7 protein-coding genes, 17 tRNA genes and 2 rRNA genes are annotated in these 11,974 nt (G+C 42.4%); all 26 read left to right on the forward strand.

The annotated features are described in order from the left end of the window. Nucleotides 1-179 precede the first annotated feature (179 nt). The 26 genes from STRMA_RS07575 (at nucleotide 180) to STRMA_RS07700 (ending at nucleotide 11,844) form a co-directional block, all read left to right on the forward strand. Nucleotides 180-3,073, forward strand: a 23S ribosomal RNA gene (locus STRMA_RS07575). 61 nt (nucleotides 3,074-3,134) lie between these two features. After that, a 5S ribosomal RNA gene (gene rrf, locus STRMA_RS07580) occupies nucleotides 3,135-3,250 on the forward strand. Nucleotides 3,251-3,254: 4 nt separating this feature from the next. Continuing rightward, nucleotides 3,255-3,327: transfer RNA gene (locus STRMA_RS07585), tRNA-Val, on the forward strand. Between the two features lie 39 nt (nucleotides 3,328-3,366). Further along, nucleotides 3,367-3,439: transfer RNA gene (locus STRMA_RS07590), tRNA-Asp, on the forward strand. A gap of 39 nt (nucleotides 3,440-3,478) precedes the next feature. Further along, nucleotides 3,479-3,551 (forward strand) — tRNA-Lys (locus STRMA_RS07595). Between the two features lie 6 nt (nucleotides 3,552-3,557). Continuing rightward, a tRNA-Leu gene (locus tag STRMA_RS07600) sits at nucleotides 3,558-3,639 on the forward strand. 24 nt (nucleotides 3,640-3,663) lie between these two features. Beyond that, nucleotides 3,664-3,736 (forward strand) — tRNA-Thr (locus tag STRMA_RS07605). Nucleotides 3,737-3,741: 5 nt separating this feature from the next. Beyond that, nucleotides 3,742-3,813, forward strand: a tRNA-Gly gene (locus STRMA_RS07610). A 7-nt stretch (nucleotides 3,814-3,820) separates the two neighbouring features. After that, nucleotides 3,821-3,905, forward strand: a tRNA-Leu gene (locus STRMA_RS07615). 13 nt (nucleotides 3,906-3,918) lie between these two features. Continuing rightward, a tRNA-Arg gene (locus STRMA_RS07620) sits at nucleotides 3,919-3,992 on the forward strand. 32 nt (nucleotides 3,993-4,024) lie between these two features. Then, nucleotides 4,025-4,098: transfer RNA gene (locus tag STRMA_RS07625), tRNA-Pro, on the forward strand. Between the two features lie 5 nt (nucleotides 4,099-4,103). Next, nucleotides 4,104-4,177: transfer RNA gene (locus STRMA_RS07630), tRNA-Met, on the forward strand. A 20-nt stretch (nucleotides 4,178-4,197) separates the two neighbouring features. Next, nucleotides 4,198-4,271 (forward strand) — tRNA-Ile (locus STRMA_RS07635). A gap of 20 nt (nucleotides 4,272-4,291) precedes the next feature. Then, a tRNA-Ser gene (locus STRMA_RS07640) sits at nucleotides 4,292-4,381 on the forward strand. Between the two features lie 10 nt (nucleotides 4,382-4,391). Continuing rightward, a tRNA-Met gene (locus STRMA_RS07645) sits at nucleotides 4,392-4,465 on the forward strand. A 9-nt stretch (nucleotides 4,466-4,474) separates the two neighbouring features. Continuing rightward, nucleotides 4,475-4,547 (forward strand) — tRNA-Phe (locus tag STRMA_RS07650). 13 nt (nucleotides 4,548-4,560) lie between these two features. After that, nucleotides 4,561-4,631 (forward strand) — tRNA-Gly (locus STRMA_RS07655). Between the two features lie 30 nt (nucleotides 4,632-4,661). Next, nucleotides 4,662-4,735 (forward strand) — tRNA-Ile (locus STRMA_RS07660). Nucleotides 4,736-4,741: 6 nt separating this feature from the next. Continuing rightward, a tRNA-Ser gene (locus tag STRMA_RS07665) sits at nucleotides 4,742-4,829 on the forward strand. Between the two features lie 66 nt (nucleotides 4,830-4,895). After that, nucleotides 4,896-5,714 (forward strand): rod shape-determining protein MreC, encoded by an 819-nt coding sequence (mreC, locus tag STRMA_RS07670; RefSeq protein WP_003079139.1) that lies wholly within the window; start codon nucleotides 4,896-4,898, stop codon nucleotides 5,712-5,714. Between the two features lies 1 nt (nucleotide 5,715). Next, nucleotides 5,716-6,222, forward strand: coding sequence for a rod shape-determining protein MreD (gene mreD / locus STRMA_RS07675; RefSeq protein ID WP_003081103.1), 507 nt, complete (start codon nucleotides 5,716-5,718; stop codon nucleotides 6,220-6,222). 107 nt (nucleotides 6,223-6,329) lie between these two features. Next, entirely contained in the window at nucleotides 6,330-7,658 is a 1,329-nt protein-coding gene (locus STRMA_RS07680; RefSeq protein WP_003079347.1) for a CHAP domain-containing protein, read from the forward strand. A 313-nt stretch (nucleotides 7,659-7,971) separates the two neighbouring features. Further along, entirely contained in the window at nucleotides 7,972-8,940 is a 969-nt protein-coding gene (locus STRMA_RS07685; protein ID WP_003079921.1) for a ribose-phosphate diphosphokinase, read from the forward strand. Between the two features lie 213 nt (nucleotides 8,941-9,153). Continuing rightward, nucleotides 9,154-10,329, forward strand: coding sequence for a pyridoxal phosphate-dependent aminotransferase (locus STRMA_RS07690; RefSeq protein ID WP_003081731.1), 1,176 nt, complete (start codon nucleotides 9,154-9,156; stop codon nucleotides 10,327-10,329). Next, nucleotides 10,319-11,074: a DNA repair protein RecO gene (recO, locus tag STRMA_RS07695; RefSeq protein ID WP_003079447.1), complete on the forward strand. Its 756-nt coding sequence runs from the start codon at nucleotides 10,319-10,321 to the stop codon at nucleotides 11,072-11,074. Before STRMA_RS07690 ends, recO begins: the two co-directional genes overlap by 11 nt. Before the next feature lie 248 nt (nucleotides 11,075-11,322). Continuing rightward, complete coding sequence (locus STRMA_RS07700; RefSeq protein WP_003080356.1) at nucleotides 11,323-11,844, forward strand: hypothetical protein; 522 nt, start codon at nucleotides 11,323-11,325, stop codon at nucleotides 11,842-11,844. The last annotated feature ends 130 nt before the right edge of the window (nucleotides 11,845-11,974 follow it).

An 11,974-nucleotide genomic window follows, 5' to 3' on the forward strand; every position in this document is an offset into this window, starting at 1 on the left:
ACACGTCGTTGGTTGTCTCCTTATTCTACGCAAGTTTTGCGGCAAACCGCACCGGATCTTAATATCATAAGATGGTTCATTGACAATTGAATAGCTAAACCCCTCTTTCTATAGATTACTCTATAGAAAGAGAGATAACAAAAAAGAAACCGAAGCGAAAAAGCCAAGAACCAAGAAGAGGTTAAGGTAGAAAGGGCGCACGGTGGATGCCTAGGCACTAGGAGCCGATGAAGGACGTGACGAACGACGAAATGCTTTGGGGAGCTGTAAGTAAGCGGAGATCCAAAGATATCCGAATGGGGGAACCCAACAGGTTAATGCCTGTTACCCAACTCTGTTAAGGAGTTGCGGGGGAAGACGCAGTGAACTGAAACATCTCAGTAGCTGCAGGAAGAGAAAGCAAAAGCGATTGCCTGAGTAGCGGCGAGCGAAAGGGCAGGAGGGCAAACCAGAGTGTTTACACTCTGGGGTTGTAGGACTGCAGGAGTGCATAAGGGTATAGAAGAATGACTTGGGAAAGTCAGCCAGAGAGAGTAAGAGCCTCGTATTCGACATAGCCTTATAAACGAGCAGTATCCTGAGTACGGCGGGACACGCGAAATCCCGTCGGAAACTGGGAGGCCCATCTCCCAACCCTAAATACTCCCTAGTGACCGATAGTGAACCAGTACCGTGAGGGAAAGGTGAAAAGCACCCCGGGAGGGGAGTGAAAGAGAACCTGAAACCGTGTGCCTACAAGAAGTTCGAGCCCGTTAATGGGTGAGAGCGTGCCTTTTGTAGAATGAACCGGCGAGTTATGATAAGATGCGAGGTTAAGTTGAAGAGACGGAGCCGCAGGGAAACCGAGTCTGAAAAGGGCGAGAGTATCTTGTTATAGACCCGAAACCAGGTGATCTACCCATGAGCAGGGTGAAGGTAAGGTAAGACTTACTGGAGGCCCGCACCAGGACACGTTGAAAAGTGTTTGGATGACTTGTGGGTAGCGGAGAAATTCCAAACGAACTTGGAGATAGCTGGTTCTCTCCGAAATAGCTTTAGGGCTAGCGTCGACCAGAGACCCTTGGAGGTAGAGCACTGTTTGGGTGAGGGGTCCATCCCGGATTACCAAACTCAGATAAACTCCGAATGCCAAGCGGTTATAGTCGGCAGTCAGACTGCGAGTGCTAAGATCCGTAGTCGAAAGGGAAACAGCCCAGACCACCAGCTAAGGTCCCCAAATAATTGTTAAGTGGAAAAGGATGTGGGGTTGCACAGACAACTAGGATGTTAGCTTAGAAGCAGCTATTCATTCAAAGAGTGCGTAATAGCTCACTAGTCGAGTGACCCTGCGCCGAAAATGTACCGGGGCTGAAACAATTTACCGAAGCTGTGGATTCCGTAAGGGATGGTAGGAGAGCGTTCTATGGGCAGAGAAGGTTTACCGTAAGGAGGACTGGAGCGCATAGAAGTGAGAATGCCGGTATGAGTAGCGAAAGATGGGTGAGAATCCCATCCACCGTAAGACTAAGGTTTCCAGGGGAAGGTTCGTCCGCCCTGGGTTAGTCGGGACCTAAGGAGAGACCGAAAGGTGTATCCGATGGCCAACAGGTTGATATTCCTGTACTAGAGTCAGGAGAGAAGGAGGGACGCAGAAGGCTAGCTAAAGCAGACGATTGGAAGAGTCTGTCCAAGCAGTGAGGTGAGTTAGGAGTCAAATGCTTCTAGCTAAGACATTGAGCTGTGAAGGGGAGCGAAGTTAAGTAGCGAAGTTAGCGATGTCAGGCTGCCAAGAAAAGCTTCTATCGAAGAGAGACTCTACCCGTACCGCAAACCGACACAGGTAGTCGAGGCGAGTAGCCTCAGGTGAGCGAGCGAACTCTCGTTAAGGAACTCGGCAAAATGACCCCGTAACTTAGGGAGAAGGGGTGCTCAGGCAACTGAGCCGCAGTGAAGAGGCCCAAGCAACTGTTTATCAAAAACACAGCTCTCTGCGAAATCGTAAGATGAAGTATAGGGGGTGACGCCTGCCCGGTGCTGGAAGGTTAAGAGGAGCGCTTAGATTAAGGTCGAAGGTGTGAATTGAAGCCCCAGTAAACGGCGGCCGTAACTATAACGGTCCTAAGGTAGCGAAATTCCTTGTCGGGTAAGTTCCGACCCGCACGAAAGGCGTAATGATTTGGGCACTGTCTCAACGAGAGACTCGGTGAAATTTTAGTACCTGTGAAGATGCAGGTTACCCGCGACAGGACGGAAAGACCCCATGGAGCTTTACTGCAGTTTGATATTGGGTATCTGTCACACATGTACAGGATAGGTAGGAGCCAAGGAAGAGTGGACGCTAGTTTACTTGGAGGCGCTGTTGGGATACTACCCTTGTGTGATGGCTACTCTAACCCGGTTGAGTGAACCTCAACGGAGACAGTGTCTGACGGGCAGTTTGACTGGGGCGGTCGCCTCCTAAAAGGTAACGGAGGCGCCCAAAGGTTCCCTCAGACTGGTTGGAAATCAGTCGCAGAGTGTAAAGGTAAAAGGGAGCTTGACTGCGAGACGGACAGGTCGAGCAGGGACGAAAGTCGGGCTTAGTGATCCGGTGGTACCGTATGGAAGGGCCATCGCTCAACGGATAAAAGCTACCCTGGGGATAACAGGCTTATCTCCCCCAAGAGTTCACATCGACGGGGAGGTTTGGCACCTCGATGTCGGCTCGTCGCATCCTGGGGCTGTAGTCGGTCCCAAGGGTTGGGCTGTTCGCCCATTAAAGCGGCACGCGAGCTGGGTTCAGAACGTCGTGAGACAGTTCGGTCCCTATCCGTCGCGGGCGTAGGAAATTTGAGAGGATCTGCTCCTAGTACGAGAGGACCAGAGTGGACTTACCGCTGGTGTACCAGTTGTCTCGCCAGAGGCAGAGCTGGGTAGCTATGTAGGGAAGGGATAAACGCTGAAAGCATCTAAGTGTGAAGCCCCCCTCAAGATGAGATTTCCCCTAACGATAGGTTAGTAAGAGCCCTGAGAGAAGATCAGGTAGATAGGTTGGGAGTGTAAGCCTGGTGACAGGTGAAGCGGACCAATACTAATCGCTCGAGGCCTTAACCGCAAGGCGCTGAGGGAGAGGGTTTAGCTGTTCAATGGTGAGTGAGCGATCATTCAAGAAGAGGTTAAGTGACGATAGCCTAGGGGATACACCTGTTTCCATGCCGAACACAGCCGTTAAGCCCTAGCGCGCCTGAAGTAGTGGGAGGCTGCCTCCTGTGAGATAGGGGCGTTGCTTAGCCAGAGGGAGTTTAGCTCAGCTGGGAGAGCATCTGCCTTACAAGCAGAGGGTCAGCGGTTCGATCCCGTTAACTCCCATCCGTTAGGTTACTAAGGACTTTAGTCCGAGTACGAATAGGTCCCGTGGTGTAGCTGTTATCACGTCGCCCTGTCACGGCGAAGATCGCGGGTTCAATTCCCGTCGGGACCGTTGAAAGAGGCAAGAAGCGCTTTCAAAGATAAGAGGAGGGACTCGTTAGCTCAGTTGGTAGAGCATTTGACTTTTAATCAAAGGGTCACTGGTTCGAGCCCAGTACGGGTCATAAGAAGCGGGTGTGGCGGAATTGGCAGACGCACCAGATTTAGGATCTGGCGCTTAAGGGCGTGGGGGTTCAAGTCCCTTCACCCGCATGCTTAAGAGAAAGCAAGAGAGAGGCCGGCTTAGCTCAGTTGGTAGAGCATCTGATTTGTAATCAGAGGGTCGCGTGTTCAAGTCATGTAGCCGGCATTTATGCGAACGTAGTTCAGTGGTAGAACATCACCTTGCCAAGGTGGGGGTCGCGGGTTCGAATCCCGTCGTTCGCTTTAAGAGGCCGGGGTGGCGGAACTGGCAGACGCACAGGACTTAAAATCCTGGGAAGGATACCTTCGTACCGGTTCGATTCCGGTCCTCGGCATAAGATAGAAAGAGCACCCTTGGCTCAACTGGATAGAGTACCTGACTACGAATCAGGCGGTTAGAGGTTCGAATCCTCTAGGGTGCATAGGGATGGAAGAAAGGGAGATCAGATAGTGACGGGAAGTAGCTCAGCTTGGTAGAGCACTTGGTTTGGGACCAAGGGGTCGCAGGTTCGAATCCTGTCTTCCCGATTATTGGCGGTGTAGCTCAGCTGGCTAGAGCGTCCGGTTCATACCCGGGAGGTCGGGGGTTCGATCCCCTTCGCCGCTATTTTTGAATATGGATGTTTTGGACCTTTAGCTCAGCTGGTTAGAGCACTCGGCTCATAACCGAGCGGTCGTAGGTTCGAGTCCTACAAGGTCCATGTTTAATCACTGCATTTTTGGAGGATTACCCAAGTCCGGCTGAAGGGAACGGTCTTGAAAACCGTCAGGCGTGTCAAAGCGTGCGTGGGTTCGAATCCCACATCCTCCTTTAGGAAGAACGCGGGATGGAGCAGTTAGGTAGCTCGTCGGGCTCATAACCCGAAGGTCGTAGGTTCAAATCCTGCTCCCGCAATAGCAAGAGGGCTCGGTAGCTCAGTTGGTAGAGCAATGGATTGAAGCTCCATGTGTCGGCGGTTCGATTCCGTCTCGCGCCATTACTTATAATAAGCGGGTGTAGTTTAGTGGTAAAACTACAGCCTTCCAAGCTGTTGTCGCGAGTTCGATTCTCGTCACCCGCTTTTCATAAAATGTAAACCAAGCATTGGCTTGGGCGCGTAGCTCAGCTGGTTAGAGCGCACGCCTGATAAGCGTGAGGTCGGTGGTTCAAGTCCACTCGTGCCCATATATTGGAGAATTACTCAAGAGGCTGAAGAGGACGGTTTGCTAAATCGTTAGGTCGGGAAACCGGCGCGGGGGTTCGAATCCCCCATTCTCCGTAGTTAAACGAGTTATCTAACGATAAACTCGTTTTTATTTTGTTTAGCTTTGGGAGTTAGTGCGTGATGAAAAGGGTTCGGTTTTCTCGTTTTATTGTTTTTGTTACCACTTTAGTGATAGCAATTTCAATAGGTATTTTTTTTATTCTAAATGATAAATTAGTTATAAAGTCTGTTTCAAATCCTGTTAATTTGGTTGTATCAAGTGTTGATAAGGCTGTTCATTTACCAGTACAATTGGTTGAAAATGTTAATAATCTTTTTAAATCTGAATCTGAGAACAAAACTCTTAAAAAGCAACTAACGAATTATCAAGTTAAAAACAGAGACTTTAAAAAATTAAAAGAAGAAAATAGTGCGCTTCGGGATACTTTAAAAGTTAAAGAGAGTTTTTCAGGAAATACAGTTTTAACTTCAAAAGTTATCGTTCGCTCACCTATTTCCTGGTTTGATATTTTAACGGTTAATATTGGGAAATCTAGTGGCGTTAAGAGAAATATGCTGGCTTTATCAAACGGCAATTTAATTGGGAAAGTCAATCAAATTACTCTAGCTTCTACAAGCATCAAATTATTATCAAATACAAAATCAACAGATGAGGTTCCTGTTAAAATTACTTCTGGGCAAAAAGAAGTGTTTGGTATTTTAACAAATTATGATAAAAAATCTGGAAACTATGAAATCACGCAGCTAACTTCTTCTTTAAAAATTAAAAAGGGAGATAAAGTTAGCACAAGTGGTTTAGATGGGAAAAGTCCAGAAGGTTTAACTGTTGGAAAAGTTGATTCTGAAGAAAACAATTCGAATACCCTTTCGCGAAAAGTATTTGTTAAACCGGCGGTTGATTTATCTAATATATCGTATGTAACATTAGTGGGTGAATGATATGGTCTTTTTTAAGAATAAAATGCTTGCATCGTTGCTTGCTTTAATCCTTTTATTATTAGATGGTCAAATTTCTTTGTTTTTTAGATTTTTATTCCATGGTGATTTTGTCATAACCAGCCATATAATGATTATTTTCCTATTATATTACACTATTTTCTTTAATCCCTATTATGTTTTCTTCCTTTCAGTCTCATTAGGTATTATTTATGATTTTTATTATTTAGGCATTTATAATTTAGCTATAGCAACAATCCTTTTTCCTTCTTTTATCGTGTTAACTATAAAAGCTTGGAAACATGTTGCCCCTAAAAGGCTCCAATGCTTTCTAATTTATTTTGTATCGGTGTCGATGCTGGATTTGACAAGTATTGGCTTAGCTTATTTATATCGATTAACAAGCTACCCTTTAAGTGACTTTATTACTTACAATTTAGCACCTTCTCTTATTTTTAATATGCTTCTTTTTCTTTTATTACAGAAACAGCTGAAGAAAATCTATTTGTGAAACGCACCGTTAAAGCATTTTAAACGATATTGTAACACTTCTGTAACAAAACACCTTCCTTTTTCTGTTATAATTATAGGGTCTTATCGAAAAGGAGTTATTTTAGAATGAAAAAAAGAATCTTATCCGCAGTCCTTTTAAGTGGTGTAACCCTTAGTTCTGCATCAACATTATCAACAGTTAGTGCTGACGATTTTGACTCGCAGATTGCTTCGCAAGATACAAAAATCAATAATTTAACTGCGCAGCAACAAGAAGCGCAAAGTCAAGTTAATACGATCCAAGGTCAAGTTAGCACATTAGAATCACAACAGGCTGAATTACAAGCTGAAAATCAAAAGTTAGAAGCACAGTCAGCTGCTTTAGGCCAACAAATTCAAAATCTTTCATCAAAAATTGTTGCACGTAACAATTCATTGAAAGAACAAGCTCGTAGTGCACAAAAGAGCAGCACAGCTTCAAGCTATATTAATGCAATTGTAAACTCAAAATCAGTTTCTGATGCTATTAATCGTGTTTCTGCTATCCGTAAAGTTGTTTCTGCTAATCAAACAATGCTTAAGCAACAAGAAAATGATAAAGCAGCTATTGAGCAAAAACAACAAGAAAATCAATCAGCTATTAATACAGTTGCAGCCAACCAAGCTACTATCGCTCAAAATAAGGATGCTTTAACAACTCAAAAAGCACAATTAGAAGCAGCTAAGTTGAACCTGCAATCTGAGTTGACAACAGCTAAAGATCAAAAAGCTACTTTAGTTGCTAAGAAAGCTGCAGCAGAAGAAGCAGCTCGCCAAGCCGCAGCGGCTCAGGCAGCAGCCCAAGCAAAAGCGGCACAAGAGGCTAAAGCCCTTCAAGAACAACAAGCCGCAGCTCAACAAAAAGCACAGCAAGCAGCGCAAGCTTCTGAACAAGCACAAACATCAGAAGGACAACAGGCACAAGCCGCAGCACCTGCAGCTGAACAAAATAATGCTAATACACAGCAAGCAGCACAGGATTCTGCACAACAGTCTTCTTCATCTGCTTCAGCTTCAACCAATCAACAAAATACGCAACAAGCTGCTCCAGCAGCGCAAGCCGCAGCAAGTCAAACAAGTACTCCAGCTGCCAATACTTCATCAGCTAATACTTATCCAGCAGGTCAATGTACTTGGGGAGTTAAATCATTAGCTCCTTGGGTTGGTAACTACTGGGGAAATGGTGGTCAATGGGCTGCAAGTGCAGCAGCGGCAGGTTATAGAGTTGGTTCTACACCATCAGCTGGTGCTGTAGCAGTATGGAACGATGGAGGTTACGGTCACGTTGCTTATGTAACTGGTGTTAATGGTGGCCAAATCCAAGTTCAAGAAGCTAACTATGCTGGAAACCAATCAATTGGTAACTATCGTGGCTGGTTCAATCCAGGTAGCGTAAGCTATATTTATCCAAATTAAGAAATGATTTTAGAGATCGAAGACAAAAGTCTTTAGGTCTCTTTTTTATTTGTTGAAAATCTAATTTAGCAAGAGACAGTTGTGGAAGTTTTTAATAATTAGGGAAGATTGATTTTTGTTTGTAAATCATAAGCCAACAGAGCTAGTTTTAATGGCTAATAAAGGTTGCTTGAAAATGAGCTATTTAAAAAAATGAAAGATATTATTTTGAGATCGCTCATCTTTTTTACTTCCCTTATTTTTATTATTGATGATAATTGAAAAAACATCAAAAAATGTTAAAATGATAAGGAAGGAAATCTTTGGAGGTATCATGTCTTATTCTAATTTAAAATTGTTTGCACTTTCTTCAAATAGGGAATTAGCGGAAAAAGTGGCTAAAACAATAGGAATTGATCTTGGCAAATCAACAGTTCGTCAGTTTTCTGATGGTGAGATCCAAGTGAATATTGAAGAATCTATTCGAGGGCAACATGTTTTCATTTTACAATCAACCAGCTTACCAGTGAATGATCATTTAATGGAAATTTTAATTATGGTTGATGCTCTTAAGCGTGCTAGTGCGGAAACAGTCAGTGTGGTTATGCCTTATTACGGCTATGCTCGCCAAGATCGTAAGGCGCGTTCTCGTGAACCCATTACCTCTAAACTTGTTGCTAATATGCTGGCTGTGGCTGGTGTTGATCGTTTATTAACGGTAGATCTTCATGCCGCTCAGATTCAAGGTTTCTTTGATATACCTGTGGATCATTTAATGGGGGCTCCCTTGATTGCAGATTATTTTGAGCGCCGCGGTATGTGTGGCAGTGATTATGTTGTTGTTAGTCCTGATCATGGTGGTGTGACGCGAGCTCGAAAATTAGCGCAATTTCTAAGGACCCCTATTGCCATTATTGATAAACGCCGCAGTGTTAATAAAATGAATACGAGTGAAGTGATGCATATTATTGGTAATGTTGCTGGTAAAACCTGCATTTTAATAGATGATATGATTGATACGGCAGGAACAATTGCTCATGCAGCTGATGCTTTAGCAGAAGCAGGAGCTACTGCTGTTTATGCTTCCTGTACTCATCCTGTTTTGTCTGGCTCTGCTTTAGATAATATTCAGAATTCAGCTATCAAAAAACTAGTGGTATTAGATACGATTTATCTGCCAGAAAATCGTTTAATTGATAAAATTGAGCAAATTTCTATTGTTGATTTGATCTCAGAAGCTATTATCCGTATCCATGAAAAACGTCCGCTTTCACCATTATTTGAATTTACTAATCCTAGTTAAAAATAGAATGATGATAAAGTGGCATGACATTGATCATTTTAGAAGATAAGCTCAATTGGCTGTTTTGCCTGGGCTGCAGATAAGTTAATTGTTAGTTAGCATCCATCAAGAGGATAGGACAAGAAGTCTTATCCTTATTTATTTTAGATCTAGGTGAAAAACGATTTATTTTTTTGTATAATAGTGTTAATAGCGTTGCAAGGGAGCTCTACTATGGATTTAACAAAGCATTTTAATAAAAATTTAGATCAGATTGAAGTTTCTATGATTCGTCAGTTTGATCAATCAATTTCAGATATTCCTGGAATTCTAAAACTTACTCTAGGAGAACCGGATTTTCCAACGCCGGATCATATTAAGGAAGCTGCTAAAAAAGCGATTGATGCAGATAAAAGTCACTATACTGGCATGGCAGGTTTATTGGAATTACGTCAGGCAGCCAGTGCTTTTGTCAAGGAAAAATACCATCTCTCTTACCAAGCAGAAAATGAAATTTTAGTCACTATTGGAGCGACAGAAGCCCTGTCGGCTACTTTGATTGCTATTTTAGAAGCTGGTGATAAGGTTTTGCTTCCAGCACCTGCCTATCCTGGTTATGAACCGATTGTTAATCTAGTTGGTGCTGAAGTGGTAGAGATTGATACAAGGGGCAATGACTTCGTTTTGACTCCTCAAATGTTAGAGAAGGCTATCTTGGCAGAAGGAAGCTCCTTGAAAGCAGTCATTTTGAACTATCCAGCAAATCCTACAGGTGTCACTTATTCTCGCCAAGAAATAAAAGCTTTGGCAGATGTTCTTAAGAAATATGATATTTTTGTGATTAGTGACGAAGTTTATGCAGAGTTAACTTATACGGATGAGCCCCATGTATCTATTGCAGAATATCTGCCTGATCAGACAATCCTAATTTCAGGATTATCAAAATCTCATGCTATGACAGGATGGCGTTTAGGCTTTATTTTTGCACCCGCTGCTTTTACAGCTCAGCTTATTAAAAGCCATCAGTATCTGGTTACGGCAGCTGCTACCAGTGTTCAATATGCTGCTATTGAGGCTTTAACCAAGGGTAAAGATGATGCCCTGCCTATGAAAGCGGAATATATTAAACGTCGGGATTATATTATAGAACAAATGGAGAAAATAGGCTTTAAAATTATTAGACCTAACGGCGCTTTTTATATTTTTGCTAAAATTCCTCTTGCGCAAGGGCAGGATTCTTTTCGATTTTTACAAAAATTTGCTAAAGAAAAAGCCGTTGCTTTTATTCCAGGTGTGGCTTTTGGGCAGTATGGAGAAGGCTATTTGAGAATTTCTTATGCGGCAAGTATGACAACAATTAAAGAGGCGATGAAACGCCTGCAAGAATTTATGGAGCAATATGCAGACTAAGAAAAGCCGCGGTTTGATACTTTATAATCGTCCCTTTCGAGAGGATGATAAGTTGGTCAAAATTTTTACGGAGAGTTCAGGAAAACACATGTTTTTTGTTAGGAAGGCTGGGAAATCAAGGTTATCATCAGTTATTCAGCCCCTAACAGTAGCTGATTTTATCTTAAAGATTAATGAGTCTGGGCTTTCTTATATTGAAGATTATCAGGAAGTTACTATTTTTAAAGAAATTAATGCAGATATTTATAAATTAGCTTATGCTTCTTATATAGTAGCTCTGGCTGATGCTGCCATTTCAGATGGTTTTTATGATGCTCATCTCTTTTCCTTTTTGGTAAAGACCTTAGAATTGATGGATGAAGGCCTTGATTATGAAATTTTAACCAATATCTTTGAAGTACAGATTTTAGAGCGCTTTGGTGTTTGGCTTAACTTTCATGAATGCGCTCTTTGCCATCGCGTTGGCTTAGCTTTCGATTTTTCTTACCGTTATACAGGACTTCTGTGCCCTAAACATTATGACAAAGATGAACGCCGCAGCCATTTGGACCCCAATATTTTTTATCTTTTGGATCGCTTTCAGTCACTTCATTTTGATGATTTAAAAACGATTACGATTAAAGCCGATATGAAAAAAAAATTAAGACTGTTTATAGATGATATCTATGACAATTATGTTGGGCTGCGTTTGAAGAGTAAAAAATTTATTGATGATTTAGACAAATGGGGACAAATAATGAAATAAAAAGAACTGTTATTGACACCTAAGAAGAGATTGGTATAAACTTGGTCTGAAAGCTGCAGTCCATACTCTACTCATGCAGAGCAAAGGAGGAAGCAGGCTCCAGCAGAGATTTTGAGTTTGAAGATGATACTGCCCTTTCTGCTAGCAGGGCCAGGTAAAACTGGCTTGGTTTGAAGAGTTTGGGAGAGTATCAATAGACAATAGGGTAAATTAAGTATATAATGGACAAAAATAGAAAAAGGATATCTATGGCCGTTAAGCAAAATCTTTTAAAGGGAAAATCAAAACAGCGTTTTGCTATTGTGATCATCTTGCTTCTATTGATGTATGGAGCTTATGATGTTTATAAGCGTTTCTCTTTTGTTCAAAAAGTGGGCTCTCCTATTGAGCTGATCTTTAAAAGGTATAGAGACAGACCGATTCTTAAAGGTGAAAAGCAAAATACCCCTACGCTGGATAGAGATCTTATTCTCCAAAAAGAAAGCTTCCAAAAGCCTGTTATTTATTGTTTTTATAAGGTGGGCTGCTCAACCTGCCAATCCAATTATCAGGCAGAAAGATCAGCTATAACGCATTATAAAAGCCAGACACCCTTTTATTGGGTCAATGTTGACAATCCAGTAGGGAAAAAGCTGGTAAAAACCTATGGTGTTACCAGAGCATCTACTATAACAGCAGTGGATCGGCTGGGGCATCATCAAAATCATATCCTGCCCAGAAAAGCTGATAAAGAAACGATCCTCCAGATTCTTAGGCTATTGGAAAGCTGAGAAATCAAAGGGCTAAAAAACTGTAGTTTGTCTGCTGCTAGAGACTTTTCTTTTGTGAAGGGGCTGGTATTATTGAGCAGTTTTCAAGTGTTTGGCGTCTATTTTAATCGTATTTGTTATCTGTTTGTAA

Source organism: Streptococcus macacae NCTC 11558 (assembly GCF_000187995.2).
Taxonomy (GTDB): Bacteria; Bacillota; Bacilli; order Lactobacillales; family Streptococcaceae; genus Streptococcus; species Streptococcus macacae.